Source organism: Streptomyces sp. NPDC058279, assembly GCF_042881255.1.
Classification (GTDB): domain Bacteria; phylum Actinomycetota; class Actinomycetes; order Streptomycetales; family Streptomycetaceae; genus Streptomyces.
Map to the genome: position 1 here is coordinate 108,594 of NZ_JBHVYA010000002.1, position 26,545 is coordinate 135,138.

Sequence of the window (26,545 nt, forward strand, 5' to 3'; positions counted from 1 at the left end):
GGGGGCTCAGTAGCGGTACTGGCCGTACTCGCCGGGCTCGCCCTGGTACGGGTAACCCTGCGGCTGCTGCGGGGGTTGCTGCTCCTCCGGCGGGTAGGGCTGGGCGGCGTCGCGCTGTTGCGGCACCCAGACCCCGCCTGGCGGGGTGTCCATCGCGTACTGCTGCCGGCCGTAGTCGCCGTACGCCGTGTAGTCGTACTGCTGCGGGGCGACGCCGCCGCCGGTGCCGATGTACGGGTCCGAGTAGGCGGCGTAGACCTGCTGTTCGGCTCCCGGGTAGCCCGCGGAGTAGTCGTAGCCGCCCTGGTTCTGCGGGTCGTAGTAGGCGGCGAACTGGTGGGCGTCCGGCTCGGGCGAGGCGAACGGGGCGGCGAAGGCGGCCGTCTCGGCGGGGTGTTCGGAGTACGCCGACGCCTGGGGCGCGAAACTCTGTATGCCGTAGGAGCCGGTCTCCTCGGGCACGGGCTGCGGGGTGAACACGTCCTCGTCCCCCGCGTCCGACGCGTCCCGGTCGGCCGTCCGGTGCCCGGACGACGCCTCGTAGTCGGGCAGGTCGCGCTCGGCGCCGTACTCCAGCGCCGTCACCTCCAACGCGGGCTCCGGACGCGGCGGTCGCGGGCCGCCGCTACGGCGGCGTCCGCCCTTGCGCACCGGCTCCCCGCCCCGGCGCAGCGCCCAGCCGGCCACGAAGCCCTTGCGGAAGGAGAGCGTCACGAGGGTCTGGCCCACCGCGAAAGCGCTCGCGCCGACGGCGATGACGAGCACCGACGGCAGCACCACCCCGGCGACCACGCCGACGAAGCCGGCGAAGGCGAGCAGGCGCCAGCGGAGCCGGGCCTTGTACTGCATCAGGACCTCGGCAAGCAGCCACAACGCGACGAAGCCGAACGCGATGTAGAGGACCGTCATTCCCATGCATGGCCCCTCTCGTACGGCCGACCGCGCGGGAAACGGGGGCCGGCCGATCAGGCCCGCTGGTGCAGACCCAGGTTTTCGTAGATCTCGAGAGTCGCCGTGGAATTGTTCAGCGTGATGAAGTGCAGCCCCGGGACACCCTCGGACAGCAGCCGCGCGCAGAACTCCGTGGCGAACTCGATGCCAATGGAGCGTACAGCGGCCGGGTCGTCCTTGACCGCGAGCATGCGGTCTTTTACCGCCTCGGGGAAGACGGCGTTGCTGAGCTGGGGCAGTCGGTCCAACTGCTTGATCCCCACAACAGGCATGACCTCGGGGATGATCGGGGTCTCACAGCCCGCATTCTGCACGCTGTCGCGCAGCCTCAGATAATTCTCCGGGTCGAAGAACATCTGCGTGATGGCGTAGTCGGCGCCGGCACGGCACTTGTCCACGAAGTGCCGGATGTCCGTGTCCCAGTCCGCGGAGCGGGGGTGCATCTCGGGGAAGGCCGCGACGCCCACGCAGAAGTCGCCGGACTCCTTGAGCAGGCGCACGAGGTCGGCGGCGTAGTCCACGCCCTCCGGGTGCTTGACCCAGGGGCCCATGGGGTCGCCCGGCGGGTCACCGCGCAGCGCGAGCATGTTGCGGATCCCCGCGTCGGCGAACTGTCCGATGACGTGGCGCAGCTCCGCGATGGAGTGGTCCACGGCGGTGAGGTGCGCGACGGGGGTCAGGGTGGTGTTCGCGGCGATCTGCTCGGTGGCGCGGACGGTGCCGCCGCGGGTGGAGCCGCCGGCTCCGTAGGTGACGGAGACGAAGCTGGGGGCCACCGCTTCGATCCGGCGCAGCGCGTTCCACAGGTTGCGCTCGCCCTTCTCGGTCTTGGGGGCCCAGAACTCGAAGGAGTACGAGCGCCCGGACGCGAGGAGGTCGCGGACCGTGTGTGCACGGTCCGACCAGGTGGAAGCGGTACCAAGGGCCATACGGGCAGGTTAGACGGGGGTGGGCACCCGCCGTAGCGCGGTCCGCCCATTGGACAGCTTTTTGGACACCCGTGGCGGTGCGGGGTCGTCGGCCGGTCAGCCGCGCTCGCGGACCCGCTTGGCGAGTTCGTTGGCGGCGGCGCCGGGGTCGGTGGCCTCGGTGATGGCCCGTACGACCACGATGCGGGTGGCGCCGGCGTCGAGCACCTGGTCCAGGTTCGTGGCGTCGATGCCGCCGATGGCGAACCAGGGGCGGTCCTGGCGCAGGGAGGCCGCGTACCGCACGAGGTCGAGGCCGGGGGCGTGCCGGCCGGGCTTGGTGGGGGTCGGCCAGCAGGGGCCGGTGCAGAAGTAGTCCACGCCGGGCTCGGCGACGGCCGCGTCGACCTCGGACCCGCCGTGGCAGGAGCGGCCGACGAGGACGTTCCCGCCGAGGATCGCCCGGGCGGCGGGGACGGGGATGTCGCCCTGGCCGAGGTGGAGCACGTCGGAGCCGATGGCGTGCGCGACGTCGGCACGGTCGTTGACGGCGAGCAGCTTGCCGTGGTGGCGGGCGGCCTCGGCGAAGACTCGGAGGTGTTCGAGTTCCTCGCCGGCCTCCATGCCCTTGTCGCGGAGCTGGACGATGTCCACGCCGCCGGCCAGGGCGGCGTCGAGGAACTCGGGGAGGTCGCCCTGCCGCTTGCGGGCGTCCGTGCACAGGTAGAGCCGGGCGTCGGACAGCAGCATGGGTGTACCCCCGGGGGTCGTGGCGGTGTACGGGCCGCGGGTGGCCCGTACACCGGGCGGGTCAGTCCGTATGGATCAGTGCGGGTGGAATCAGAGGGCGAGCGCCTGAGCGCGGCGCTTCACCTCCGTGCCACGATTCTCGCTCAGCGCCTGCGCGGGGGTGCCGGGGAGGGTCGGGTCGGGGGTGAACATCCACTCCAGGATCTCCTCGTCGGAGAAGCCGTCGTCGCGGAGGACCGTCAGCAGGCCGGTGAGGCCCTTGACGATCTTGTCGCCGTCGATGAAGGGGGCGGGGACCTGGAGGGAGCGGTTCTCACCGCGGCGCACCGCGAGCAGCTGACCTTCCTTGACCAGCTGGCGGACCCGGGTCACTTCGATGTCGAGCATCTCGGCGATGTCGGGGAGGTAGAGCCAGGCGGGGACAAGGGCATCGATCTTTGCGTCAATCTCGGTCACGGGCACAAGCCTGCCATCTCGGACTCGCCGCCGGTACCTGGACCACCCCGTCCGGGTTGGGGCCGGGTCAGACGGCCGCCGACTTGAGCGGGGTGTCGGAGTCGGAGACCGCCGCCGCGGAGACCGCCGTGCCGGCCTCGATCAGGCGGCGCCCCTGCGCCAGGTCCCGGGGCCGCCCCACCGCCAGGACCGCCACCAGCGCCCCGCCGCGCAGCCAGCACACCGACCACGACGGGCCGGCCGGATCGCCGCGCCACACCATCTCGTCCGCCCCGCCGTGGTGTCCCGCGTACTGCACGAACCGCCCGAACTGCTCCGACCAGAAGTACGGCACCGGGTCGTAGGGCTCGGTCTCCACCGCCTCCCCCGCGACCACGTTCGCCGCGACCACCCTCGGGCCCTGGAGCGCGTTGTCCCAGTGGTGGACCAGCAGCCGCTGCCCGTACCGCGCCGAGGGGAACGACGCGCAGTCCCCGACCGCGTACACGCCCGGCACGGAGGTCCGCAGCCGGGAGTCGGCGGTGACCGACCCGTCCGCGCCCAGCTCGACCCCGGATCCGGCCAGCCAGTCCGTCGCCGGCCGCGCCCCGACGCCGACGACGACCGCGCCCGCCTCCAGCGTCCGCCCGTCCGCCAGATGGACCCGGCCCTCCTCCACGGACGCCACCCGGGCCCCGGTCAGCAGTTCCGCGCCCGCCTCGGCGTACCAGCGCCCCATCGGCTCGGCGACCTCCGCCGGCACGGCACCGGCCAGCACCCGCTCCGCCGCCTCGACCACGGTCACCGGGCAGCCCGCCTCCCGGGCCGCCGTCGCGAACTCCGCGCCGATCCACCCGGCGCCGACCACCACCACCGGCGGCGCCGCCGCGAGCACCGGCCGCAGCCGGGTCGCGTCGTCCAGCGTGCGCAGCAGGTGCACGCCGGGGACCCCGTCGGAGCCGGGCAGGGTCAGCGGGCGGGCGCCGGTCGCCAGGACGAGGACGTCGTACGGGACCGGGCCCGCCTCGGTGTCCACGACGCGCGCTTCGGCCCGTAGCCCGGTGACCTCGACGCCGAGCCGCAGGCCGATGCCGAGGGCCTCGAAGTCCACGTCGAAGGCGGAGCCCTCGGCCTTGCCGAGCAGCACCGCCTTGGACAGCGGGGGCCGGTCGTAGGGCTGGTGGGGTTCGGCTCCCAGCAGCGTCACGGGGCCGGTGAAGCCCTGTTCCCGCAGGGCGACCGCGGTCTGCACCCCGGCCATTCCGGCACCGACGATGACGACGCCGCTCTGAGTCTGTTCCGTCTGCTCGCTCACGCGGCCCACCCTAATCTTCTGACGTTTCATCAGGAACATGCCCGGGGGAGGCAGCCTTACCCGGCGTGCGCGGCGGGGTTAGTCTGGCCACCGTACCTATCGCGGGAGTCCGGACGCACCGGGCTGAGAGGGAGGCTGGCCGGCCTCCGACCGTACGAACCTGATCCGGGTCATGCCGGCGAAGGGAGGGGCTGGACGCCCATGCACTCGTCTCGGAGGGGATCCCCGAAGGGGTCCGACGTCCTCGTCATCGGGGGCGGCATCATCGGCCTGGTCACCGCCTGGCGCGCCGCCCGGCGCGGACTGCGGACCGTACTGGCCGACCCGGCCCCCGGCGGCGGCGCCGCCCAGGTCGCGGCCGGCATGCTCGCCGCCGTCACCGAGCTGCACTACGGCGAGGAGACCCTGCTCGGGCTCAATGTCGCCTCCGCCGCCCGCTACCCGGAGTTCGCCGCCGAACTCGCCGAGGCGAGCGGCGGCATGGACATCGGCTACCGGGCCTGCGGCACCCTCGCCGTCGCGCTCGACGCCGACGACCGCCTCCACCTGCGGGAGCTGCACGCCCTCCAGCGCCGCTGCGGGCTGGACTCACAGTGGCTGACCGGCCGCGAGTGTCGCCGCCTGGAGCCCATGCTGGCCCCGGGCGTACGCGGCGGGCTGCGGGTCGACGGCGACCACCAGGTCGATCCGCGCCGCCTGACGGCCGCGCTGCTGGCCGCCTGCGAACGCGCCGGTGTGGCCGTGCACCGGGCGGTCGCCGCCCGGCTCCTCGTCTCCGGCGACCGGGCCGCCGGCGCCCTGCTCGACGACGGTACGGAGCTCCGCGCCGGCCAGACGGTCCTGGCGGCGGGCTCGCTCTCGGGGCGGTTGCCCGGGGTGCCGCCGGAGGTGGCGGTCCCGGTGCGGCCGGTGAAGGGCCAGGTGCTGCGGCTGACGGTGCCCGCCCCGTACGCGCCGTTCCTGTCCCGGACCGTACGGGCGGTCGTGCGCGGCAGCCACGTCTACCTCGTGCCGCGGGAGAACGGCGAACTCGTCGTCGGCGCGACCAGCGAGGAGCTGGGCTGGGACACCACCGTCACCGCCGGCGGGGTCTACGAGCTGCTGCGCGACGCCCACGAGCTGGTGCCGGGCATCACCGAACTGCCACTGACCGAGACCCGGGCCGGGCTGCGGCCCGGCTCCCCCGACAACGCCCCGCTGCTGGGGCCGACCGCGCTTCCCGGTCTGCACCTGGCGACGGGGCACTACCGCAACGGGGTGCTGCTGACCCCGCTCACCGGCGACGTGATGGCGGAGCTGCTGGCCACCGGCACGCTGCCGGAGATCGCCCGCCCCTTCACCCCGCGCCGGTTCACCGAGGCACGTCAGGAGTCGTACGCATGACCATCTCCGTCAACGGCGAGCCGCGCGAGGTCGCGGCCGGCACCACGCTCGACGCGGTGGTCGCCGGCTTGACCGTGGCCTCCAAGGGGGTCGCCGCGGCCCTCAACGAGACGGTCGTGCCGCGCGGGCGGTGGCCGCACACCCTGCTGGACGACGGCGACCGGGTCGAGGTCCTGACCGCGGTGCAGGGAGGCTGACCCATGGCGGACGACGTCTTCACCCTCGGCGGCCGGAGCTTCGCCTCCCGCCTGATCATGGGCACGGGCGGCGCCCCGAGCCTGGACGTGCTGGAGCGCGCGCTGGTCGCCTCCGGTACGGAACTCACGACCGTCGCCATGCGCCGGCTGGACCCGACGGTCCAGGGCTCGGTGCTGTCGGTGCTGGACAAGCTCGGCATCGCGGTGCTGCCGAACACGGCGGGCTGCTTCACGGCGGGCGAGGCCGTGTTGACGGCGCGCCTGGCCCGGGAGGCGCTGGGCACGGACTGGATCAAGCTGGAGGTCGTCGCGGACGAACGCACCCTGCTGCCGGACGGCGTCGAGCTGCTGGACGCCGCCGAGATCCTGGTCGACGACGGCTTCACGGTGCTGCCGTACACGAACGACGACCCGGTGCTGGCCCGGAAGCTGGAGGACGTGGGCTGCGCGGCGATCATGCCGCTGGGCTCGCCGATCGGCTCCGGGATGGGCATTCGCAACCCGCACAACTTCGAACTGATCACGGAGCGGGCGGGCGTGCCGGTGATCCTGGACGCGGGGGCCGGTACGGCGTCGGACGCCGCGCTGGCGATGGAGCTGGGCTGCGCCGGGGTGATGCTGGCCTCGGCGGTGACCCGCGCGCAGGCGCCGGTGCTGATGGCGGCGGCCATGCGGGACGCGGTCACGGCGGGCCGCCTCGCGTACCGCGCGGGCCGCATCCCCCAGCGCCGCTTCGCGGAAGCCTCCTCCCCGAAGGACGGCCGCGCCACCCTCGACCCGGAACGCCCGGCGTTCTGAGGGCGGGGGGCGGCGGTACGGGTCCGCCCGCCCCCGGGGCCCACCTCCGCGGCCTCGGCCCCGGTACCGCCCCGGGGGCGGCCGGGACCGAGGGTGCGGGTGGGCAAACACCGCCCCCGGGGCGGGGGTCGCGGGGGTGGGGGCCCCGGGCGCGGGCGGACCCGTACCCCCGCACCCCCCGCATCGTCACAGCTGGGCTGCAAGCCCACCCGCACCGGCGGGGCCCGCCGGGGCGGCTCGTAGAATCGCCGGGTGGACACGACCCTGGATGACCCCCTCGTCGGGCAGACGCTCGACGGCCGCTACCGCATCGACGCCCGCATAGCGGCCGGCGGCATGGCCACGGTCTACCGGGCCCTCGACACGCGCCTCGACCGTGTCCTCGCGCTCAAGGTGATGCACCCGGCGCTCGCCGCGGACGCCGCCTTCGTCGACCGCTTCATCCGCGAGGCGAAGTCGGTGGCCCGGCTCGCGCACCCCAATGTCGTCGCCGTCTTCGACCAGGGCACGGACGGCCCGTACACGTATCTGGCGATGGAGTACGTCTCCGGCTGCACCCTGCGCGACGTACTGCGTCAGCGCGGCGCCCTCCAGCCGCGGGCCGCCCTCGACATCCTCGAACCGGTCCTCGCCGCCCTCGGCGCCGCGCACCGGGCGGGCTTCGTCCACCGTGACATGAAGCCCGAGAACGTCCTGATCGGCGACGACGGCCGGGTGAAGGTCGCCGACTTCGGTCTGGTCCGCAGCGTCGACACGGTCACCAGCACCACCGGTTCCGTCCTCGGCACCGTCTCCTACCTCGCCCCGGAGCAGATCGAGAACGGCGTCACCGACACCCGCGTGGACGTGTACGCCTGCGGTGTCGTCTTCTACGAGATGCTCACCGGCGGCAAGCCGCACACCGGCGGCACCCCCGCCCAGGTGCTGTACCAGCACCTCAACGAGGACGTTCCGCCCCCGTCGGCCGCCGTGCCCGGGCTGCCCGCCGGCCTGGACGGGCTGGTCGCGCACGCCACCGCCCGTGACCCGCGGCTGCGGCCCGCCGACGCCGCCGCGCTGCTGGGCCTGACGTTGGAGGCCCGGGCCGGGCTGAGCGAGGCCGAGCTGGACGCGGTACCGCCCCAGGCGCACCCGGGTGAGCGGGCCGCGAGCGAGGACCGCACCAGCGTGATCCCTCGGCCCGTCGCCCCGCTGGGCGCGGCCGCGGCCGACGACGTCCACCACACCTCGCGTCTGACGACCCCGCCGCCGCCCCCGGCCGGGTCCCGCCGCCGGTCCCGGCCGCGCGGCCTGTACCTGGTCGTCGCCGGCGTGCTGCTGGCCCTCGGTCTCGGCGTGGGGGTCTGGTACATCAACTCGGGCCAGTTCACGAAGGTGCCCAACCTCCTGGGCAAGACGGAGGAGCAGGCCCGCTCCGAGCTGTCGGCGGCCGGTCTCGGGGTGAAGGGCGTGGACCGCAAGTTCAGCGAGGTGTTCGACCGCGGCACGGTCATGAACACCGACCCCCAGGGCGGCAAGCGGATCCGCGGCAACGGCGCGGTGACGCTGACGCTCTCCCGCGGCCCCGAGGTCGTCAGCGTGCCGGCGGTCAAGGGCAAGACGCTGGACGCCGCCAAGGCGGAGCTGACCTCGGCCGGGCTCGCGCCCGGCATCGTGACGCAGGCGTTCAGTCAGGACGTCCCGCAGGGCGCGGTGATCAGCACCGACCCGGAGGGCGGCCAGAAGCGCGCGCCGGACACGGCGGTGGCGATCGTCGTCAGCAAGGGCCGCCCGATCCAGGTCCCGAACGTGGCGGGCCAGCCGGTGGACCAGGCCCGCGTCGCGCTCCAGGACCTCGGCCTCAAGGTGGAGACGGCGGCCGAGCAGGTCAACTCCCCCTCCCCCGCCGGTACGGTCGCCAACCAGTCGGCCGCCGCCGGCACCCAGGCCGCGGCGGGTGACACGGTGACGCTCACGGTGTCGAAGGGTCCGCGCCCGGTGCAGGTGCCGAACGTCACGGGCCAGGACGCCGAGGCGGCCCGCAAGGCGCTGGAGGCCCTGAGCTTCAAGGTGAAGGTGGAGCGGCCCTTCTTCGGCTTCAGCAACACGGTCGACGCGCAGTCGGTGCCCGGCGGTCAGAGCGCCCCCGAAGGCAGCACGATCATCATCAGGACCAAGGGGCTGTAAGTGCTCGTCGACCAGGCCCAGGCCACCGACCAGGCCACTGAACAGGCAACCGACCAGGGCGCCGTTCGGGCCGCGGCACGCCGCAACCCGGTGGGCGGCCACGTACCCGTGGCCGGCGGACTCGCCTCGATCGGCCTGACGTACGCGCGCGAGATGGGCGCCGAGGCCGTCCAGGTCTTCGTGGCCAACCCGCGCGGTTGGGCCACCCCGACCGGGAACCCGGCGCAGGACGAGCTGTTCCGGGCCCAGTGCGCGGCGGCGTCCGTCCCGGCCTACGTGCACGCGCCGTACCTGATCAACTTCGGCTCCCACACCGAGGCGACCGTCGAGAAGTCGGTGGAGTCCCTGCGCCACTCGCTCCGTCGCGCCCGGGAGATCGGCGCGCTCGGGGTGGTCGTGCACACCGGCTCCGCCACCGGCGGCCGGTCGCGCGGGGTGGCGTACGCGCAGGTCAGGCAGTACATGCTGCCGCTGCTGGACGAGCTGACGCACGACGACGACCCGTTCCTGCTGCTGGAGTCCACCGCCGGGCAGGGCTCTTCCCTGTGCTCGCGCACCTGGGACTTCGGCCCGTACTTCGATGCGCTCGACCACCACCCGAAGCTCGGCATCTGCCTGGACACCTGCCACATCTTCGCGGCGGGTCACGACCTGGCGGAGCCGGGCGGGGCCAAGCAGACGCTGGACCTGCTCGTCGACACGGTGGGCGAGGGGCGGCTGAAGCTGATCCACGCCAACGACTCCAAGGAGGGCGTCGGCGCCCACAAGGACCGCCACGCGAACATCGGGCAGGGGCACATCGGGCGGGAGGCGTTCGGCGAGCTGTTCTCGCATCCCGCGATGGAGGGCGTACCGCTGATCATCGAGACGCCGGGCGGAAAGGAGGGTCACGCCGCGGACGTGGCGCTGCTGAAGGAGCTGCGCGAGGCACACGCATAACACCTGGGGAATACCCCTAGGGGGTACACGGTTCGGGTATCCGCAGGACCGCGCCCCGCCTCGCGAGAAGAGGCGGCGTCCCAGGAGGCTGACGATGGACCACGCACACGCGCACCACGATCACGCCGGAACCGAGCAGCCGCAGGCCCCCGCGGCCCACGGCGGCGGCCACGCGCACCACGATCACGCCGGTCACGGCCCCGCCCCCGTCGGCTGGGCCATGGCGGCCAAGGCCACCCTGCACTGCCTGATCGGCTGCGCCATCGGCGAAGTGCTCGGCATGATCATCGGCACCGCGCTCGGCTGGGGCAACGCGGCCACGATGATCGCGGCCATCGTCCTCGCGTTCTTCTTCGGCTACGCGCTCACCCTGCGCGGCATCCTCGGCGCGGGCGTCGACACCCGTACGGCCGTCCGGGTGGCACTGGCCGCCGACACCCTCTCCATCGCGGTGATGGAGTTGATCGACAACGGGGTGATCGCGCTGTGGCCGGGCGCGATGGACGCGCACCTCTCGGAGGCGCTGTTCTGGACGGCGCTCGCGCTCTCCCTGGCGCTCGCCTTCGTCGTCACGACGCCGGTCAACAAGTGGATGATCGGCCGCGGCAAGGGCCACGCGGTCGTCCACCGGTACCACTGACCGAAGGAGACGGCGACACCCCCTAGACCTCGGGCCCGTCGCCCGGCTCCTCCTGGTACGAGTAGCGCTGCTCGCGCCAGGGGTCCCCGATGTTGTGGTACCCCCGCTCCTCCCAGAAGCCGCGCCGGTCGGCGGTCATGTACTCGACGCCGCGGACCCACTTGGGTCCCTTCCAGGCATAGAGGTGCGGCACCACGAGCCGCAGGGGGAAACCGTGCTCGGCCGTCAGCAGTTCGCCACCCTGGTGGGTGGCGAAAACGGTCCGCTCCGAGGAGAAATCAGCCAATCGCATGTTCGAACTGAAGCCGTACTCGGCCCACACCATCACATGCGTGACCTGCGGCGCCGGCGGGGCCAGTTCGAGAATGGTCCGCGCGAGCACGCCACCCCATTCGGCCCCCTGCATGCTGAACTTCGTCACGCAGTGCAGGTCCGCCACGACCGAGTCGAACGGCAGGGCCGTGAACTCCTCGTGGTTCCAGCAGTGCTTCTCCCCGTCGGCCGTGGCCCCGAAGACGCGGAACTCCCAGCGGTCGGGCTTGAACTTGGGTACCGGACCGTAGTGGGTGACCGGCCAGCCCCGCTGCAACCGCTGCCCCGGGGGGAGCTCGAACTGCTCTGCTCCCGGAGATTCCCGGCTTTCCGGCTGACCCATGTCTCCATGGTGACAGACGACGTGGGGTGGTCATGACCAGCTTCGTGCCGATCCGGGCAAGTCACCGTAACTCCCACTAAGGAGGCACTTACTGGACTGCCCCGGGGGACGGTGGAAGGATGCGCGCACTGCCCAGTCACCCAGCCGACATTGCTTGGAAGGAGCCTCTGCGATGCAGGGCGACCCCGAGGTCCTTGAGTTTCTCAACGAGCAGCTGACCGGCGAGCTCACGGCCATCAACCAGTACTGGCTGCACTACCGCATCCAGGACAACAAGGGCTGGACGAAGCTCGCCCACTACACCCGTGCCGAATCCATCGACGAGATGAAGCACGCGGACAAGATCACCGAGCGCATCCTCATGCTCGACGGCCTGCCGAACTACCAGCGCCTCTTCCACGTGCGCGTCGGCCAGACGCTGACGGAGATGTTCCAGGCGGACCGGCAGGTCGAGGTGGAGGCGATCGACCGCCTGCGGCGCGGCATCGAGGTCATGCGCGGCAAGGGCGACGTCACCTCCGCGCGCCTCTTCGAGGAGATCCTGGCGGACGAGGAGCACCACATCGACTACCTCGACACGCAGCTGGAGCTCATCGAGAGCATCGGCGAGCCGCTCTACATCGCGCAGCAGATCGAGCAGCCGGAGAGCTGAGCCCGCTGCCGCGGCGCTCAGGCCGGGCCGATCAGGCCGCGTCCGCCAGCACGGGCCGGGCCACCGGCGCGGGCTCGGCGGCGAGCACGGCCGCCGTCCGGCCCTTCTCCAGCAGCTCGCGGCGCGGGCACGCGCCGCGGCCGAGGAGGCCCTGGATGGTGCGGACGCACGATCCGCAGTCGGTGCCGGCCTTGGTGGCCGAGGCGATCTGCCGGGGGGTGCAAGCCCCGGCTTCCGCGTGTTCCTTGACCTGCTTGTCGGTGATCCCGAAGCACGAGCAGACGTACACGCGGTTCACCTCCTGGGAGTGGGGACGGGGTCGGACGAGCCACTCCTATTCGGTGAGGCTTACCTAACCGTACCCAAGGTGAGGGTCCCCTAAAAGACCCGGATACGACAGTGGGGCGCGGATCACATCGATCCGCGCCCCACCGTCACGAGCCGCTTACTGGTCGCGGTACATCTCGGCGACGAGGAACGCCAGGTCCAGGGACTGGCTGCGGTTGAGCCGCGGGTCGCAGGCCGTCTCGTAGCGCTGGTGCAGGTCGTCGACGAAGATCTCGTCGCCGCCGCCCACGCACTCGGTGACGTCGTCACCGGTGAGCTCGACGTGGATGCCGCCCGGGTGGGTGCCCAGCGCCTTGTGGACCTCGAAGAAGCCCTTGACCTCGTCGAGCACGTCGTCGAAACGCCGCGTCTTGTGGCCGGAGGCCGCCTCGAAGGTGTTGCCGTGCATCGGGTCGGTGACCCAGGCGACCGTCGCGCCCGAGGCGGTGACCTTCTCGACCAGTTCGGGGAGCTTGTCGCGGACCTTGTCGGCGCCCATCCGGACGACGAAGGTCAGCCGACCCGGCTCGCGCTCGGGGTCCAGTCGGTCGATGTACGTCAGCGCCTCGTCCACGGTGGTGGTCGGGCCGAGCTTGATGCCGATCGGGTTGGCGATCCGCGAGCAGAACTCGATGTGCGCGTGGTCGAGCTGGCGGGTGCGCTCACCGATCCAGACCATGTGGCCGGAGGTGTCGTACAGCTTGCCGGTGCGCGAGTCGGTGCGGGTCAGCGCGCCCTCGTAGTCGAGGAGCAGCGCCTCGTGGGAGGCGTAGAACTCCACCGCCTTGAACTCGGCCGGGTCGGTGCCGCACGCCTTCATGAAGTTCAGGGCGTTGTCGATCTCCCGCGCGAGCTGCTCGTAGCGCTGCCCGGACGGGGAGTTCTTCACGAAGTCCTGGTTCCAGGCGTGCACCTGGCGCAGGTCGGCGTAACCACCGGTGGTGAAGGCGCGCACCAGGTTCAGCGTCGACGCGGACGCGTGGTACATCCGCTTCAGCCGCTCGGGGTCCGGGATCCGGGCCTCTTCGGTGAAGGCGAAGCCGTTGACGGAGTCGCCGCGGTAGGTCGGCAGGGTGACGCCGTCGCGGGTCTCGGTGTCCTTGGAGCGCGGCTTGGAGTACTGGCCGGCGATGCGGCCGACCTTGACGACGGGCACGGAGGCCGCGTACGTCAGGACGGCGCTCATCTGGAGCAGCGTCTTGAGCTTGGCGCGGATGTGGTCTGCGGATACGGCGTCGAAGGCCTCGGCACAGTCGCCGCCCTGGAGCAGGAACGCCTCGCCCTTGGCGACGGCTCCCAGACGGGCGCGCAGCTGGTCGCACTCGCCCGCGAACACGAGGGGCGGATACGACTCGAGGTCCGCGACGACAGCGCGCAGTGCCTCGGCATCGGGGTACGAAGGCTGCTGCGCCGCGGGAAGGTCTCGCCAGGTCGCCTTGACGGCGGGGGCGTGGTTTTCAGCGTTCACGGTCACCTCGTACACATTACGTCGTCACACGGGACGTCCAGCCCGATGCCCACTTCGTGAGACGGGTGTCTCCGGATATGGGGGACGCGGTCCGGAGGCTTCGCCTCCGGCGGGACATCCCCTAGGCTCGGCGGCATGTACGCGCACTCGAACCTGAACTGGTGGTGGCCCGCTCCCGGCGGCCCACTGCTCTCGCGTACCTGACGACACGAGCGACACGAAGGCCGCCCCGAGGGGCGGCCTTCGGCGTATGCCGACGCGGGCCGCCCCTCCCTCCGGAAGGACGCCCCGCCCCATGACCACGGACCTCAGCCGCCTGCTGGACGAGTCCTGCCCCCCGTTCGCCCTGCTGCGCCGCCGGACCCCCGGCCGGGACCACGACACCGTCGAGGTGCTGTTGGGCCCGGTCCACGAGGCCGAGCGCCTCGCCGACCTGCCCGTACGGGAGCTGCCCACGCTCGCCCTGGTGCCGTTCCGGCAGATCCGCGAGCGCGGCTTCGACGTGCGCGACGACGGGACCCCGCTGAGCGTGTTGGTCGCCGAGGAGGCCCACGAGATCCCGCTCGCCGACGCGCTGGCCGCGCTGCCGGACCACGCGGTACGCGTCGAGGGCGGCCGTTTCGACGTCCCCGACGAGGAGTACGCCGCCACCGTCGAGCGGGTGATCCGGGACGAGATCGGGCGCGGCGAGGGCGCGAACTTCGTCATCCGGCGCACCTTCGAGGGCCGGATCGACGGCTTCGGGCGGGCCGACGCGCTCGCCCTGTTCCGCCGGCTGCTGCTGGGCGAGCGCGGCGCGTACTGGACGTATCTGGTCCACACCGGGGAGCGGACGCTGGTCGGCGCCAGCCCCGAGGTGCACGTGCGGATGTCCGGCGGGACGGTCGTGATGAACCCGATCAGCGGGACGTACCGGTATCCCGCCGGGGGACCCACGGCCGAGTCCCTCCTGGCGTTCCTCGCCGACCGCAAGGAGACCGAGGAGCTGTCGATGGTGGTCGACGAGGAGCTCAAGATGATGTGCACGGTCGGCGACATGGGCGGGGTCGTCGTCGGCCCCCGGCTCAAGGAGATGTCCCACCTCGCGCACACCGAGTACGAGCTGCGCGGGCGCTCCTCGCTGGACGTCCGCGAGGTGCTGCGGGAGACGATGTTCGCGGCCACCGTGACCGGCTCGCCCGTGCAGAACGCCTGCCGGGTGATCGAGCGGTACGAGAGCGGCGGGCGCGGCTACTACGCGGGCGCCCTCGCGCTGCTGGGCCGGGACGGCGCCGGGGCGCAGACGCTGGACTCCCCCATCCTGATCCGCACCGCCGACATCGCGCCGGACGGCGCCCTGCGGGTGCCGGTCGGGGCGACCCTGGTGCGGCACTCCGACCCGGCGGGCGAGGTGGCCGAGACGCACGCCAAGGCGGCCGGGGTGCTGGCGGCGCTCGGGGTCCGCCCGGCGGCGCCGCGTCCGGTGTCCGCCGGGGCGGCCCTGGGATCCGACCCTCGGGTGCGGGCGGCCCTCGCGGCCCGGCGGCGCGACCTGGCGCCGTTCTGGCTGCGGATGCAGGACCGGCCGGCGGGGGCGACCGGTCACGCGCTGGTGGTGGACGGGGAGGACACCTTCACCGCGATGCTGGCCCATCTGCTGCGGGTGACCGGACTGGAGGTGACCGTGCGCCGCTTCGACGACCCGGGCCTGCGGGCGGCGGCCCTGGCGTGGGCTGGCCCGGTCGTGCTGGGCCCCGGGCCGGGGAACCCGGCGGACGCGACCGACCCGAAGATGCGGACGTTGCGGGCGCTGGCGGCGGATCTCCTGGCCGGGCACCGGGGCGGCCTGCTCGGGGTCTGCCTGGGTCACGAGCTGCTGGCCGCCGAACTCGGGCTGCCGCTGGTCCGCAAGGCGGAGCCCGCGCAGGGGGCGCAGACGCGGATCGACCTGTTCGGGGCGCCGGAGGTGGTCGGGTTCTACAACACCTACACGGCGCACTGCACGGAGCGGGACGCGGAGCGGCTGGCGGCGCGCGGGGTGGAGGTGGCCCGGGACCCGGTGAGCGGTGAGGTGCACGCCCTGCGCTCGGCGGCGGGCTTCGCGGGGGTCCAGTTCCACCCGGAGTCGGTCCTGACCCTGCGCGGCGCGGAGCTGCTGGGCGGCTTGTCGGCCTCCGTCCGCGCGGGCGCCCCGGCGTAGGGCCCGCGGGGTGGGGGCGGCGGTTCCGGACGGCCGCGCGGCCCCTACCCCGCCGGTGTCAGGGTGTTCCCGGAGCGGCGGCCGGCCAGGTAGTCGGCCACGTTGGCCACCGTCGCGCCGATGATCCGGCCGACCGCGTCGTGTGTGTGGTGCGCCTGGTGGGAGGTGACCACCACGTGCGGGAACGTGAGCAGGCGCGCCAGCGTGTCGTCTTCCGGGGCCTGCGGGCACTTGTCGAGGAAGAACCCGCCGGCCTCCGCCTCGTACACGTCGAGCCCCACCCCCGCGAACCGTCCGTCGCGCAGTTCGTCGACCAGTGCCTCGGTGTCCACCAGGCCGCCGCGGCCGGCGTTGACCAGGATCGCGTCGTCCTTCATCAGTCGCAGGGCCGCGCCGTCGACGAGGTGGTGCGTGGTGTCGAGGAGCGGCAGGTGCAGGGTGACCAGGTCGGAGGCGACGAACAGCTCGTCCTTGTCGACGTAGCGCATGCCCAGTTCCACGCAGGCGGGGTTGGGCTCGACGTCCCAGCCCAGCAGGTTCATCCCGAAGCCGTGGGCGATCCGGGTGAACGCCTCGCCGATCTCGCCGGTGCCGAGGACGCCGACGGTGCGGCCCCGCAGGTCCCGGCCCATCAGCCCGTCCAGGCGGAAGTCGAAGTCCCGTGTCCGGTTCGCCGCGCGGACGATGCGCCGGTTCACGGCCAGGGCCAGGGCCCAGGCGAACTCGGCGACGGAGTGGGGCGAGGAGGAGGACACCCGGCTGACCGTGAGACCGAGGTCCCGGGCGGCGTCCAGGTCGATGTTGTCGAAGCCGGTGGAGCGCTGGGCGATCATCTTGGTCCCACCGTCGGCCAGCGCCCGCAGGACCCGTCCGCCGAGGTCGGCGTGGGCGCTGGTGGAGACGATCTCGTAGCCGGCGGCGAGGGGCGCGGTGTCCTCGGTCAGGAAGACGTCCAGACAGCGAACGTCGTGGTGGCCGGCGAACGCCTTCTCGATCAGCGGCCTCTCGTCGGCCCGCACCCCGAATGCCAGGATCTCCACGTGCGCTCCCGCCGGGCCCGGAAAGACGGATCATGGGTCGTTTCGCCACGATACGACCCATGATCCGCGGGCGCGCTCCGGCTCAGCCGAAGAACACTCCGGCCTCCGCGTACAGCGCCGGGTCCACCGTCTTCAGCTTCGAGGTGGCCTCGATGATCGGCACCCGGACGATGTCGGTCCCCTTGAGCGCGACCATCTTGCCGAAGTCGCCGTCGCGGACCGCGTCGATGGCGTGCAGTCCGAACCGGGTGGCCAGCCACCGGTCGAAGGCGCTGGGCGTGCCGCCGCGCTGGACGTGTCCCAGCACGGTCGTACGGGCCTCCTTGCCGGTCCGCGCCTCGATCTCCTTGGCCAGCCACTCGCCGACGCCCGACAGCCGGACGTGTCCGAAGGAGTCCTTGGTGGCGTCCTTGAGGACCATGTCGCCGTCCTTGGGCATGGCACCCTCCGCGACGACCACGATCGGCGCGTAGCTCGACGTGAAGCGGGAGGTCACCCAGGCGCAGACCTGGTCCGTGTCGAAGCGCTGCTCGGGGATGAGGATGACGTTGGCGCCGCCCGCCAGGCCCGAGTGCAGGGCGATCCAGCCGGCGTGGCGTCCCATGACCTCGACGACCAGGACCCGCATGTGGGACTCGGCCGTGGTGTGGAGCCGGTCGATGGCCTCGGTGGCGATGCCGACGGCGGTGTCGAAGCCGAAGGTGTAGTCGGTGGCCGACAGGTCGTTGTCGATGGTCTTCGGCACGCCGACGCACGGAATGCCGTACTCCTCGAACAGTCGGGCGGCGACGCCCAGGGTGTCCTCGCCGCCGATCGCGACGAGGGCCTCGACCTCGTACTTGGCGAGGTTCTCCTTGATCCGACGGACCCCGTGCTCCTGCTTGAACGGGTTGGTGCGGGAGGAGCCGAGGATGGTCCCGCCGCGCGGCAGGATGCCCCGCACCGCGGCGATGTCGAGCGGGACGGTGTCCCCTTCGACGGGTCCGCGCCAGCCGTCCTTGAAGCCGACGAACCGGTAGCCGTACTCCTGGACGCCCTTGCGCACGACGCCCCGGATGACCGCGTTGAGACCAGGGCAGTCGCCGCCGCCCGTCAGCACTCCGACCTTCATGGAATTTCCCTTCGCCACAGGGCCCGCTGGGGGCGCGGGGCCCGCATGACGGTCACGCTAGTGGTGACTCAGGTCACAGCAAGGGCCGTGGATGGGTCAATTCCGCTCGGATCAAGGGGTGTTGCGGCTACCCGTTCACTCGTACGAGGACGTGCGTACGAGGTACGACCGCGGTTACGCGTCGTCCAGGCCGCGCTCTATGGCGTACCGGACGAGCTCCACCCGGTTGTGCAACTGGAGCTTGCCCAGGGTGTTCTGGACGTGGTTCTGGACCGTGCGGTGGGAGATGACCAGTCGTTCCGCGATCTGCTTGTACGACAGACCCTTGGCCACCAGCCGCAGCACCTCCGTCTCGCGGTCGGTGAGCTGCGGCGCCTTCGGCTCGTCGGCCGCGACCGGCGCCGGATCGGTGGCCAGGCGCCGGTACTCGCCGAGAACCAGGCCCGCGAGGCCGGGGGTGAAGACCGGGTCGCCGGCCGCGGTGCGACGGACCGCGTCGATCAGCTCCTGGGCGCCGGCCGACTTCAACAGGTAGCCGGTGGCGCCGGACTTGACGGCCTCCAGCACATCGGCGTGCTCGCCGCTGGCGGACAGGACGAGGACGCGCAGCGCCGGATTGGCGGCTACCAGTTCCTTGCACACCTGTACGCCCGGCATGCCCGGCAGGTTGAGGTCGAGGACCAGGACGTGCGGGGCGGCCGGGACGGCCCGGCGGACCGCCTCGGGGCCGTCCCCGGCGGTGGCGACGACGTCGAAGCCGGCGGCCGCCAGGTCGCGGGCGACCGCGTCGCGCCACATGGGATGGTCGTCGACGACCATCACCTTGATCGCGCCGAACGCTGCGACCCCACCGGGCTCGTTGAACTCGTTGGCCTGCGTCATCGGGTGCTCCCCCTCGGTACTTTCAGTTCCACTTCGGTGCCCTGTCCGGGGACGGACACCAGCTCGGCGGTGCCGCCGAGATCCCGCAGCCGCCCCCGGATCGACAGCGCCACGCCCATCCGACCCTCGCCCTCGGCCTGGTCGAGCCGGCCGGCCGGGATGCCCGGCCCGTCGTCCCGGACGGTGACGATCACCTCGTCGCCCCAGTCCTCGACCAGGATCCAGGCCCGGGCCCCCTCCCCCGCGTGCTTGCGCACGTTGTCGAGTGCGGCGCCGACCGCCGCCGCCAACTCGCGGGCGGCGGGGACCGGCAGCGGCACGGGGCTGCCCGGCTCGGCGAAGCTCACCCGGGACCCGGCGTGCGGGGCCAGCAGGGTCCGCAGGTCCAGCTCCCCCTCGTCGGCGCCCGGCTCCGCCACCTCGTAGGCGTCCACGAGCGCCCCCGACGACTGGTCCCGGGAGACCCGGGAGGCCGGCAGCAGCCCGCTGGAGACCAGGGTGCGCAGCGCCACCTCCTGCTCCCCGGCCATCCGGCCCAGCTCGGCCGCCTCACCGCCCAGTTCGCAGCCGCGCCGCTGGACCATGGCGAGCACCTGGAGGACCCCGTCGTGGATGTCACGGGCGAGGCGTTCGCGCTCGCGGGTGGCGGCCTCGATCTCCAGCGCGCGGGCGAGGGTGGCCTCACTGGCGCGGGCGACCTCGACGACGTAGCCGATGGCGAGGGAGGCGACCCACACCAGCAGCACGTTGTGCAGGGTGTCGCGGGTCGGGTCGCCGCCGTGGATGACGATGTTGGCGACGGCGACGGGCGTGGAGGCCAGACCGGCCCAGCGCCAGCCGCCCTTGAGGGCGAAGGCGAGGACGGAACCGGCCGTCCAGATGCTGGGCAGGGTGGGGCCCCCGGCGCCGATCCGCGCGTGGGTGTCGGCGAGCGGGGTGAGCAGGATGCCGGCGAGCGCGACGGTGAGGTCCGCGCCGAGGAACCGCTTGGTGCAGCGGGCGGCGCTCGCCACGCCCCGGTAGGTGGCCAGGGTCCATACGGCGAGCACGGCGAGGTAGCCCACCGCGACCGACGGCCGCTCGAACTCCTTGTACGAGGAGGCGAACAGCAGCACCGCGTAGACCATGGTGAGGAGCCGGTAGACCGTCAGGGCGCGCCAGAGCGGCTGCTCGACCGACATGCGTACGACGCGTTCGCGTTCCGCCAACTCCCCCACCCCCGCGCGCGGGCGCCGGAGCCCCCGCCCGTTCCTACTCCTTGACCGTCTTGGCGGCCTTCTCCGCGTCGGCGATCTGCCGCTTGGCCGCCGTCGCGTAGATGTCCACGTACTCCTGGCCGGAAAGCTTCATGATCTCGTACATGACCTCGTCGGTCACCGAGCGGAGGATGAACCGGTCGCTCTCCATGCCCCGGTAGCGGCTGAAGTCGAGCGGCTTGCCGATCCGGATGCCCGGGCGCATCAGCTTGGGCACCACCTTGCCGGGCGGCTGGATCTTCTCCGTGTCGATCATCGCCACCGGGATCACCGGGGCGCCGGTCGCGAGCGCGACCCGGGCCAGCCCGCCGGGCTTGCCCCGGTAGAGGCGGCCGTCGGGTGAACGGGTCCCCTCGGGGTAGATACCGAACAGCTCACCGCGCTCGATGACCTCGATGCCGCTCTTGATGGCGGCCTCGCCGGCGCCGCGCGCGCCGGAACGGTCCACGGGAAGCTGGCCGACGCCCTTGAAGAAGGCGGCCGTCAGCTTGCCCTTGACCCCGGGGGAGGTGAAGTACTCCGCCTTCGCGATGAAGGTCACCTTCCGGTCCAGCACGGCCGGCAGGAAGAAGGAGTCGGAGAAGGACAGGTGGTTGCTCGCGAGGATCGCCGGCCCCTCGGCGGGAATGTTCTCGAGGCCCTCCACCCACGGCCTGAAGGCGAGCTTCAGTGACCCTCCGATGGAGAACTTCATAGCGCCGTAGATCAACTCGAAAGCCTTCCTGTGTCTGTCGAACAGACCTTAACCCCTGGCCGCCGCAGGAGCGGCCCGACGACCCTGGTCGGTGCCGGCGCGGTCGCGTACGGTGAAGTCACACAGCGCTACGTACCCCCCACCTTTTCAAAGGAGTCCCTGGTGCCCGTCCTCCTTGGAGCAGAGCCGTTCCGCCACGAGGGCGGCCCGGTCGGCGTGCTTCTCTGCCACGGCTTCACCGGTTCCCCGCAGTCGCTCCGCCCCTGGGCCGAGTACCTGGCCGAGCGGGGCCTGACGGTGTCGCTGCCGCTGCTGCCCGGGCACGGGACGCGGTGGCAGGACATGCAGCTCACGGGCTGGCAGGACTGGTACGCCGAGGTCGACCGCGCGCTGCGGGAGCTGCTCGAACGGTGCGAGCAGGTGTTCGTGTTCGGGCTGTCGATGGGCGGGGCGCTGAGCCTGCGGCTGGCGGCCAAGCACGGGGAGTCGATCAGCGGGCTGGTGCTGGTCAACCCGGCGAACAAGGTCCACGACCCGCTGGCGTTCGCCCTTCCCGTGGCGCAGCACTTCATCCGCTCGACGCCGGGCATCGCGAGCGACATCGCGAAGCCGGGGTCGGTGGAGGTCGGCTACGACCGGGTGCCGACGCGGGCCGCGCACTCCGTGCGCCGGTTCTTCCGGCTGGTCGACGCCGAACTGCCGCAGGTCACCCAGCCGGTGCTGCTGCTGCACAGCCCGCAGGACCATGTCGTACCGCCCGTGGACTCGGCGCGCATCCTGTCCCGTATCTCGTCCACGGACGTGACGGAGACCCTGCTGGAACAGAGCTACCACGTCGCGACGTTGGACCACGACGCGGAGCGGATCTTCGCGGACAGCTATGCGTTCGTCGGGCGGCTCGCGAAGAGCGTCGGGCGGGAGGGGGCGGCCAGCGGTGGCTGAGCACGAGGAGTCGTCCGGGGGTGTGCCCCCGTTGGACGAGGAGGCGGCGTGGGCGGCGATCGTCGCCGGGTACGGGCAGGAACCGCCGGACCCGCCGGGGTCCAGACCGTTCCGCCCGATCGAGAACCTGATGCTGCCGGAGGAGGACGTCCGGCCGGAGTCGGGGCCCGAGCCGGAGCCGCGGCCGGGGCCCGAGCCGGAGCCGGAGAAGCCGCTGGGCGGCTCGGTGGTCTTCGCCCCCGGAGTGTCCCTGGCCCCGACCCCGGGGCCCCGCGACCACACCCCGGCGGAGTCGGAGGACGGCGACGGGGAGGACCACTTCGTCCCCCCGGAACCGGAACTCCCGCCGGCGGACACCACCTCGAAGTTCGCCTGGCTGGCGGTGGTGGGCGGCCCGGTCCTGCTGCTGCTGGCGGTGCTGTTGCAGTGGGAGATGACGTGGTGGCTGACGACGCTCGGCATCGGCGGGTTCCTGGGCGGGTTCGCGACGCTGGTGGCGCGCATGGCCCACGATGACGACGACGAGGACGACCCGGGCCGCGGCGCGGTGGTGTGACCTTCCGCCTTCTTGACGCGCCGCCCCCTTCTTGACGCGCCGCTCGCGCCGCTCGCGCCGCTCGCGCGGCTCGGCGCCGGGGGCGGGGCGGGCCCCCGGGCAGCTGTGCGGCGCCGCCGCGCAAGCGCCCCCGGCTCCGCCGCTCCCTGGGGCTCCGCCCCAGACCCCGCGCCTCAAACGCCGGCGAGGCTGGATGTGGCCGGCGCGGCCGGGTGCTGTGCCCGGGCACGGGCACCCGGCTCCTTCGAGCCCCCCGGGCGGAGCCCCGTACAGCCCGGCGGAGCCGGGGCACGCTTGCGCTGCCGGGCCGCGCCGTTCAGTCCCGCCCGTGTCTTGAGGCGCGGGGTGCGGGGCGGAGTCCCTGAACGCCGGGCGGAGGCGGGGGCGCTTGCGCAGCGGCGCCGCACAGACTCAGCCCCGCCGGCGATTGAGGCGCGGGGGCTGGGGCGGAGCCCGAGGGAGCCCGGCGGAGCCGGGGCACGCTTGCGCGGCGGCGCCGCACAGGGATGGGCCCCCGCCGGACGGAGTGCGCCGCTGCGCCCCGGCGGCGCACGTGGTCCGGGGCCCCGGCCCTGCCTCGGCGGACGGAGTTCGCCGCAGCGGCGCGAAGCCGGTAAGGCGCCCCCGGCGCCGAGCCGTGCGAGCGGCGCGTCAAGAGGGCGAGCGGCGCGTCAAGAAGCGGCGGCGGGCAGGCGGAGGGCCGCCAGGACCGGGAGGTGGTCCGTGGCCGCCTGGAGGTCGCGCTCCGCGACCCCCGGCAGGCCCCGCGGGACGCCGCAGCCCAGGACCTCCACCTCCCGCGACGCGAACACCGCGTCGATCCGCCTCGGCGGCCCGGACCGGGTGAACGTGTGCTCCCCGCCCCAGGGCGCCACCGCCCACCCGTCCTGCATCCACGACGCCAGCCGCCCGAACGCCGGCCCGTCCGGGCTCTCGTTCACATCGCCCGCCACGATCGCGTACGGGGTGTCCATCGACCGCACCCGCTCCAGCAGCAGCTCCGCCTGGGCCGCCCGCTCCGCCGCGTTCAGCGACAGGTGGGTGCTCACCACCCCCACCCGCACCGCCGCCCCGAACCGCACGACGGCCGTCGCGAAGCCCCGCCGGTGCAGCCCCGGCGTCAACGGCAGCAGGACGTCCTCGGTCCGCTCCACGAAGGCCCGTAGCGAGCACAGCAGCAGCGGCCCGGCGGCGCTCCCGCCGCCGCTCAACACCACCAGGTCGCACTTCGCGGCCAGCCGCGCCGCGTGCTTGCGCCACCGGAAGAACAGCGGCGCCTCCTGCACGAACACCAGGTCCGGCTCGCACGCCCGGATCACCCGGACCAGCGCTTCCTCGTCGTCGCGCAGCGAGCGCACGTTGTAGCTGAGGACCCGGATCACGGCGGAACCGTCGGGCTCCGTAAGGGACTTCGGCAGCGTGGCCGACAGCGAAGGCAGCTCCATACCGCCCCACCCTACGCAGCCGCCCGCCGCTCCCCCAGGGGGCGCGGCGGGCGGCGGGCGTGGTCAGCCCTGGCGGGCCAGGTCCGCCGCGCCGACCAGTCCGGCCTTGCCGCCGAGCTGCGCGGCCAGCACCTGCGCGTGCGGACGCCACGCGCCGCCGATCAGCCAGCGCTTGAAGGACTTGCGGATCGGGTCGAGCACGAGGTCGCCCTCGTCGGAGACCCCGCCGCCGACGATGAACGCCGACGGGTCGAACAGCGACGCCAGGTCGGCCAGCCCCGCCCCGGCCCAGCGGGCCAGTTCGCGGAAGGAGTCGACGGCCACCGGGCAGCCCTGCCGGGCCGCCTGGCTGATGTGCTTGCCCTCGATGCCCTCGGGGGTGCCGTCGCCGAGCCCGAGCAGGATCGTCGCGTTCTCCGGCGTGGCCTTGGCGCGCTGCTTCGCGTACCGGACCAGCGCGCGGCCGGAGGCGTACTGCTCCCAGCAGCCCTGGCTCCCGCAGCCGCACAGCAGGCCGTCCGGGACGACCCGGATGTGCCCGAACTCCGCGGCGACGCCGAAGCGACCGCGCCGCAGCTTGTTGCCGATGATGATGCCGCCGCCCAGGCCGGTGCCGAGGGTGATGCAGATGACGTCGTCGTGGCCCTGGCCGGCGCCGAAGCGGTACTCGCCCCAGGCCGCGCAATTCGCGTCGTTCTCGACGACGACGGGGAGGCCGATGCGCTGCTCGACTTTGTCCTTCAGCGGCTCGTGCCGCCAGTTGATGTTGGGGGCGAAGAGCACGGTGGCGCGCTTGTCGTCCACGTAGCCGGCGGCGCCGATGCCCACGGCGTCGATGGTGTGGTTGCTGCCGACCGCGGACACCGCGGTGCAGATCGCTTCCGTCACGCCGTCCGGGGTCGGCGGGGTGGGCACCTTGTACGTCTCAAGGATGGTGCCCTCTTCGTCGACCACGCCGGCCGCGATCTTCGTGCCGCCGATGTCGACGCCGATGGTGAGTCCCATTAGTCCCTCGGTTTCCGGTCAAACCCCGCCACGGCCAACCGTACCCGAGCCCGGCGGAGGTTCAGTCGAGATCGATCCGCTCGGTGGGCCCGGCGCCCGGGTCCTCGTCGTCACCGCCGTCGCAGGGGGCGGCGTCCTCGGCGCGCGGGGTCCAGGTCGAGGACGGCGTCGTCGGCCGGTCCCGCGTCCAACGGCGCTCGTGGCCCTCGACGGCGGAGCGGTAGGCGGCGAGCAGCTCGGAGCCGGCGGCCGCGAGGTGGTCGAAGACCTCGGGGTTGCGCTCGACCACGGGCTTGACGGCGGTCTTGGCCTGGTCCACGAACTGGCGGACCGCGCCTTGGGCGGCGGCGCCCAGCAGCGGGTTGTTCAGCGCGGAGACCTTGTCGGCGACGGCCTCGAAGAGCTTGAACAGTTCCTCGGCGGCGGTGCCGGTCCCGCCGTCGGTGCCGTGGTCCCCGGCGCCCCGCTCCGCGCGCAGGCGCTCCTTCTCGGCGGCGAGGTCCTCGGCGCATGCCTTGGCCCACGCGTCGTCGTCGGTGGGGCGGTCGGTGGCCTCGCTCATGGCGGACACTCCTGCGGCGGCTGCGATACGTGCGGTACGGGCTACCTTCGACGGTACCCGAACGGCGGTACGGGAATCAGCGGACGCGGGGCCACAGCTGCGGGTCGGGGGTGAACCGGACGCGGAGCACGCCGTCGGCGAGGGCGGCTCCGGAGACGCCGCAGCGGCGCAGCGCGGACGGCAGCGGAACGATCCTGCGGTAGGGCCCCGCCGCCAGGAGCAGCTCGTCCCCGCGCCGCACCAGGTCGAGGTCGGCCTTGCGGGCGCCGGGCAGCGGGATCGCCCAGACGAGTACGCCGTCCTCGGCGCGCCGGTCCTCGACGGCCCAGGCCGGGCGCGGCGCGGGCGCCGCGGGGACGATTCCCGGGGCGGAGCCGGCGAGCCGGGCGGTGTCCTCGGGCCCCCCGGGCTCCCGTCCGAGGTGCGGGAGCGGGATCACGGGGAGCTCGGCGGCCCACTGGGCCGCGTACTTCTCCCGCTGGGCGACGAGCCCGGTCGGCCAGGGGTCGGTGCCGTCCCGGGACAGGGTCCGGTTGGCGACGAGGGACCCGGCCGGGAGCTGGTGCAGGGCGAGCCCGAGGCGGCCGGTCCGCAGCGCGCGGTCGGCGGCGGGGCCGGGCTCGGCGACGAGCCGTACCTCGGTGGTGGGGGCCTCGACGACGGCTTGCACCGCCGCGAGTTCCTCGTCCCAGCGGGCGGCGGCCTCGTAGAGCCACTGCGCGGGCATCGGTACCCCGGCGAGCTGGGCCAGTACGGGGCGCAGGGCGCGGGCGGCCTGCCGTTCGGCGGGCAGTAGCCGGGCGAGGTAGCGGCGCAACTGGGCGGGGAGCGCCAGGGTGGTCACCGTCTGGTGCAGCGGGGGCATGTCCACGACGACCAGGTCGGTGTCGGGGGCCGCGGCGGCCCGCCGTAGGGCGCGGAGCAGCGCGAACTGTTCGGCGCCGGGCAGTTCGGTGAGTTCCTCGGCGCCGAGGGGGCGGCTGCCGAGCATGCCGAGGAGGGTCGCGCCGCGTTCCTGGAGGGCGACGAGTTCGGCCCGGAACTCCTCGCCGGAGTCGATCCGCGCGAGCCGCAGCCGGGGTTCGTCCCGGTCGACCAGCGCGCCGAGCGGATCGCCGGGGTCCGCGGACAGCAGCAGGACGCGCCGCCCGTCCCGCGCGGCGGCGAGCGCGGTGACGGCGGCCACGGTGGTCCGCCCGGCGCCACCGGGTCCGGTGACGAGCAGGGTGTGCATGCTGCGGTGCTCCTCGATGCGCTGCGGTTGCCTCACGGCCCGGCCGCCGCCGCGT

The 26,545-nt window shown here is 73.1% G+C and carries 27 protein-coding genes and 1 riboswitch; of the genes, 10 read left to right on the forward strand and 17 right to left on the reverse strand.

Going from position 1 to position 26,545, the window contains the following annotated elements; genetic code table 11:
- Positions 1-6 precede the first annotated feature (6 nt).
- From ACFVXJ_RS05240 to ACFVXJ_RS05260, 5 genes are all read right to left on the reverse strand, one after another.
- Entirely contained in the window at positions 7-915 is a 909-nt protein-coding gene (locus ACFVXJ_RS05240) for a hypothetical protein (protein ID WP_389658918.1), read from the reverse strand.
- 50 nt (positions 916-965) lie between these two features.
- Positions 966-1,880 carry a methylenetetrahydrofolate reductase [NAD(P)H] gene (metF, locus tag ACFVXJ_RS05245; protein ID WP_389658920.1) on the reverse strand — a complete coding sequence of 305 codons (915 nt, stop codon included), beginning with the start codon at positions 1,878-1,880 and terminating at the stop codon, positions 966-968.
- A 96-nt stretch (positions 1,881-1,976) separates the two neighbouring features.
- Positions 1,977-2,609 (reverse strand): thiamine phosphate synthase, encoded by a 633-nt coding sequence (gene thiE / locus ACFVXJ_RS05250; RefSeq protein WP_389658923.1) that lies wholly within the window; start codon positions 2,607-2,609, stop codon positions 1,977-1,979.
- A 90-nt stretch (positions 2,610-2,699) separates the two neighbouring features.
- A complete protein-coding gene (locus tag ACFVXJ_RS05255) occupies positions 2,700-3,065 on the reverse strand; it encodes an Rv2175c family DNA-binding protein (RefSeq protein ID WP_136215209.1) in 366 nt (121 codons plus the stop codon).
- Between the two features lie 67 nt (positions 3,066-3,132).
- Positions 3,133-4,359, reverse strand: coding sequence for an NAD(P)/FAD-dependent oxidoreductase (locus tag ACFVXJ_RS05260; protein WP_389658926.1), 1,227 nt, complete (start codon positions 4,357-4,359; stop codon positions 3,133-3,135).
- Positions 4,360-4,450: 91 nt separating this feature from the next.
- A riboswitch (TPP riboswitch) is annotated at positions 4,451-4,563 on the forward strand.
- Here ACFVXJ_RS05260 and thiO point away from each other — a divergent pair.
- The 6 genes from thiO to ACFVXJ_RS05290 all read left to right on the forward strand — a co-directional run bounded on the left by thiO (position 4,561) and on the right by ACFVXJ_RS05290 (position 10,482).
- Positions 4,561-5,742 carry a glycine oxidase ThiO gene (gene thiO / locus ACFVXJ_RS05265; RefSeq protein WP_389658929.1) on the forward strand — a complete coding sequence of 394 codons (1,182 nt, stop codon included), beginning with the start codon at positions 4,561-4,563 and terminating at the stop codon, positions 5,740-5,742. (Overlaps the previous riboswitch by 3 nt.)
- A complete protein-coding gene (gene thiS, locus ACFVXJ_RS05270; protein ID WP_389658932.1) occupies positions 5,739-5,939 on the forward strand; it encodes a sulfur carrier protein ThiS in 201 nt (66 codons plus the stop codon). Before thiO ends, thiS begins: the two co-directional genes overlap by 4 nt.
- A gap of 3 nt (positions 5,940-5,942) precedes the next feature.
- On the forward strand, positions 5,943-6,737 hold the full coding sequence (locus tag ACFVXJ_RS05275; RefSeq protein WP_389658935.1) for a thiazole synthase: 795 nt from the start codon (positions 5,943-5,945) through the stop codon (positions 6,735-6,737).
- A gap of 252 nt (positions 6,738-6,989) precedes the next feature.
- Positions 6,990-8,903: a Stk1 family PASTA domain-containing Ser/Thr kinase gene (gene pknB, locus ACFVXJ_RS05280; RefSeq protein WP_389658938.1), complete on the forward strand. Its 1,914-nt coding sequence runs from the start codon at positions 6,990-6,992 to the stop codon at positions 8,901-8,903.
- A 90-nt stretch (positions 8,904-8,993) separates the two neighbouring features.
- Positions 8,994-9,842 carry a deoxyribonuclease IV gene (locus tag ACFVXJ_RS05285; protein ID WP_389660049.1) on the forward strand — a complete coding sequence of 283 codons (849 nt, stop codon included), beginning with the start codon at positions 8,994-8,996 and terminating at the stop codon, positions 9,840-9,842.
- Positions 9,843-9,936: 94 nt separating this feature from the next.
- Complete coding sequence (locus ACFVXJ_RS05290; RefSeq protein WP_389658941.1) at positions 9,937-10,482, forward strand: DUF4396 domain-containing protein; 546 nt, start codon at positions 9,937-9,939, stop codon at positions 10,480-10,482.
- Between the two features lie 22 nt (positions 10,483-10,504).
- Here the strand turns inward: ACFVXJ_RS05290 and ACFVXJ_RS05295 are convergent, their stop codons facing one another.
- Positions 10,505-11,137, reverse strand: a complete 633-nt coding sequence (locus tag ACFVXJ_RS05295; RefSeq protein ID WP_389658944.1) for a sulfite oxidase-like oxidoreductase — start codon at positions 11,135-11,137, stop codon at positions 10,505-10,507.
- Positions 11,138-11,309: 172 nt separating this feature from the next.
- Between ACFVXJ_RS05295 and bfr the strand changes: the two genes are divergently transcribed.
- Positions 11,310-11,789: a bacterioferritin gene (gene bfr / locus ACFVXJ_RS05300; RefSeq protein WP_190182156.1), complete on the forward strand. Its 480-nt coding sequence runs from the start codon at positions 11,310-11,312 to the stop codon at positions 11,787-11,789.
- A gap of 31 nt (positions 11,790-11,820) precedes the next feature.
- On the opposite strand, the gene ACFVXJ_RS05305 is transcribed toward bfr, so the two are convergent.
- Together ACFVXJ_RS05305 and ACFVXJ_RS05310 are read right to left on the reverse strand one after the other, a co-directional pair.
- A complete protein-coding gene (locus tag ACFVXJ_RS05305; protein WP_389658949.1) occupies positions 11,821-12,087 on the reverse strand; it encodes a bacterioferritin-associated ferredoxin in 267 nt (88 codons plus the stop codon).
- 147 nt (positions 12,088-12,234) lie between these two features.
- A complete protein-coding gene (locus ACFVXJ_RS05310; RefSeq protein ID WP_389658952.1) occupies positions 12,235-13,599 on the reverse strand; it encodes a class II 3-deoxy-7-phosphoheptulonate synthase in 1,365 nt (454 codons plus the stop codon).
- A 280-nt stretch (positions 13,600-13,879) separates the two neighbouring features.
- On the opposite strand from ACFVXJ_RS05310, the gene ACFVXJ_RS05315 reads away from it, so the two are divergent.
- Positions 13,880-15,763, forward strand: coding sequence for an anthranilate synthase family protein (locus ACFVXJ_RS05315; protein WP_389658955.1), 1,884 nt, complete (start codon positions 13,880-13,882; stop codon positions 15,761-15,763).
- Positions 15,764-15,807: 44 nt separating this feature from the next.
- On the opposite strand, the gene ACFVXJ_RS05320 is transcribed toward ACFVXJ_RS05315, so the two are convergent.
- From ACFVXJ_RS05320 to ACFVXJ_RS05340, 5 genes are all read right to left on the reverse strand, one after another.
- Positions 15,808-16,803: an NAD(P)-dependent oxidoreductase gene (locus ACFVXJ_RS05320; protein WP_389658958.1), complete on the reverse strand. Its 996-nt coding sequence runs from the start codon at positions 16,801-16,803 to the stop codon at positions 15,808-15,810.
- An 82-nt stretch (positions 16,804-16,885) separates the two neighbouring features.
- Positions 16,886-17,914: a 6-phosphofructokinase gene (locus ACFVXJ_RS05325; protein WP_389658961.1), complete on the reverse strand. Its 1,029-nt coding sequence runs from the start codon at positions 17,912-17,914 to the stop codon at positions 16,886-16,888.
- Positions 17,915-18,088: 174 nt separating this feature from the next.
- Positions 18,089-18,796: a response regulator gene (locus tag ACFVXJ_RS05330; RefSeq protein ID WP_389658964.1), complete on the reverse strand. Its 708-nt coding sequence runs from the start codon at positions 18,794-18,796 to the stop codon at positions 18,089-18,091.
- Entirely contained in the window at positions 18,793-20,004 is a 1,212-nt protein-coding gene (gene macS, locus ACFVXJ_RS05335; RefSeq protein ID WP_389658967.1) for a MacS family sensor histidine kinase, read from the reverse strand. Before macS ends, ACFVXJ_RS05330 begins: the two co-directional genes overlap by 4 nt.
- 43 nt (positions 20,005-20,047) lie before the next feature.
- Positions 20,048-20,746: a lysophospholipid acyltransferase family protein gene (locus ACFVXJ_RS05340; protein WP_361316137.1), complete on the reverse strand. Its 699-nt coding sequence runs from the start codon at positions 20,744-20,746 to the stop codon at positions 20,048-20,050.
- 162 nt (positions 20,747-20,908) lie between these two features.
- Here ACFVXJ_RS05340 and ACFVXJ_RS05345 point away from each other — a divergent pair, with 162 nt between their 5' ends.
- Together ACFVXJ_RS05345 and ACFVXJ_RS05350 are read left to right on the forward strand one after the other, a co-directional pair.
- Entirely contained in the window at positions 20,909-21,688 is a 780-nt protein-coding gene (locus ACFVXJ_RS05345; RefSeq protein ID WP_389658970.1) for an alpha/beta hydrolase, read from the forward strand.
- Positions 21,681-22,244, forward strand: a complete 564-nt coding sequence (locus ACFVXJ_RS05350; RefSeq protein ID WP_389658973.1) for a hypothetical protein — start codon at positions 21,681-21,683, stop codon at positions 22,242-22,244. Before ACFVXJ_RS05345 ends, ACFVXJ_RS05350 begins: the two co-directional genes overlap by 8 nt.
- A gap of 671 nt (positions 22,245-22,915) precedes the next feature.
- Here ACFVXJ_RS05350 and ACFVXJ_RS05355 read toward each other — a convergent pair.
- From ACFVXJ_RS05355 to ACFVXJ_RS05370, 4 genes are all read right to left on the reverse strand, one after another.
- On the reverse strand, positions 22,916-23,689 hold the full coding sequence (locus ACFVXJ_RS05355; protein WP_389658976.1) for an endonuclease/exonuclease/phosphatase family protein: 774 nt from the start codon (positions 23,687-23,689) through the stop codon (positions 22,916-22,918).
- Between the two features lie 63 nt (positions 23,690-23,752).
- Positions 23,753-24,694: an ROK family glucokinase gene (locus ACFVXJ_RS05360; protein ID WP_361315987.1), complete on the reverse strand. Its 942-nt coding sequence runs from the start codon at positions 24,692-24,694 to the stop codon at positions 23,753-23,755.
- 61 nt (positions 24,695-24,755) lie between these two features.
- Positions 24,756-25,256 carry a DUF5304 domain-containing protein gene (locus ACFVXJ_RS05365; protein WP_389658980.1) on the reverse strand — a complete coding sequence of 167 codons (501 nt, stop codon included), beginning with the start codon at positions 25,254-25,256 and terminating at the stop codon, positions 24,756-24,758.
- Between the two features lie 76 nt (positions 25,257-25,332).
- A complete protein-coding gene (locus ACFVXJ_RS05370) occupies positions 25,333-26,490 on the reverse strand; it encodes an ArsA family ATPase (RefSeq protein WP_389658983.1) in 1,158 nt (385 codons plus the stop codon).
- Positions 26,491-26,545: the final 55 nt, after the last annotated feature.

What these genes read in the sequence shown, in the direction of transcription:
- ACFVXJ_RS05240 (WP_389658918.1), bottom strand. Translation starts at nt 915, where the DNA reads ATGGGAATGACGGTCCTCTACATCGCGTTCGGCTTCGTCGCGTTGTGG.
- metF (WP_389658920.1), bottom strand. Translation starts at nt 1,880, where the DNA reads ATGGCCCTTGGTACCGCTTCCACCTGGTCGGACCGTGCACACACGGTC.
- thiE (WP_389658923.1), bottom strand. Translation starts at nt 2,609, where the DNA reads ATGCTGCTGTCCGACGCCCGGCTCTACCTGTGCACGGACGCCCGCAAG.
- thiO (WP_389658929.1), top strand. Translation starts at nt 4,561, where the DNA reads ATGCACTCGTCTCGGAGGGGATCCCCGAAGGGGTCCGACGTCCTCGTC.
- thiS (WP_389658932.1), top strand. Translation starts at nt 5,739, where the DNA reads ATGACCATCTCCGTCAACGGCGAGCCGCGCGAGGTCGCGGCCGGCACC.
- ACFVXJ_RS05275 (WP_389658935.1), top strand. Translation starts at nt 5,943, where the DNA reads ATGGCGGACGACGTCTTCACCCTCGGCGGCCGGAGCTTCGCCTCCCGC.
- ACFVXJ_RS05290 (WP_389658941.1), top strand. Translation starts at nt 9,937, where the DNA reads ATGGACCACGCACACGCGCACCACGATCACGCCGGAACCGAGCAGCCG.
- ACFVXJ_RS05295 (WP_389658944.1), bottom strand. Translation starts at nt 11,137, where the DNA reads ATGGGTCAGCCGGAAAGCCGGGAATCTCCGGGAGCAGAGCAGTTCGAG.
- bfr (WP_190182156.1), top strand. Translation starts at nt 11,310, where the DNA reads ATGCAGGGCGACCCCGAGGTCCTTGAGTTTCTCAACGAGCAGCTGACC.
- ACFVXJ_RS05315 (WP_389658955.1), top strand. Translation starts at nt 13,880, where the DNA reads ATGACCACGGACCTCAGCCGCCTGCTGGACGAGTCCTGCCCCCCGTTC.
- ACFVXJ_RS05325 (WP_389658961.1), bottom strand. Translation starts at nt 17,914, where the DNA reads ATGAAGGTCGGAGTGCTGACGGGCGGCGGCGACTGCCCTGGTCTCAAC.
- ACFVXJ_RS05330 (WP_389658964.1), bottom strand. Translation starts at nt 18,796, where the DNA reads ATGACGCAGGCCAACGAGTTCAACGAGCCCGGTGGGGTCGCAGCGTTC.
- ACFVXJ_RS05340 (WP_361316137.1), bottom strand. Translation starts at nt 20,746, where the DNA reads ATGAAGTTCTCCATCGGAGGGTCACTGAAGCTCGCCTTCAGGCCGTGG.
- ACFVXJ_RS05355 (WP_389658976.1), bottom strand. Translation starts at nt 23,689, where the DNA reads ATGGAGCTGCCTTCGCTGTCGGCCACGCTGCCGAAGTCCCTTACGGAG.
- ACFVXJ_RS05360 (WP_361315987.1), bottom strand. Translation starts at nt 24,694, where the DNA reads ATGGGACTCACCATCGGCGTCGACATCGGCGGCACGAAGATCGCGGCC.
- ACFVXJ_RS05365 (WP_389658980.1), bottom strand. Translation starts at nt 25,256, where the DNA reads ATGAGCGAGGCCACCGACCGCCCCACCGACGACGACGCGTGGGCCAAG.
- ACFVXJ_RS05370 (WP_389658983.1), bottom strand. Translation starts at nt 26,490, where the DNA reads ATGCACACCCTGCTCGTCACCGGACCCGGTGGCGCCGGGCGGACCACC.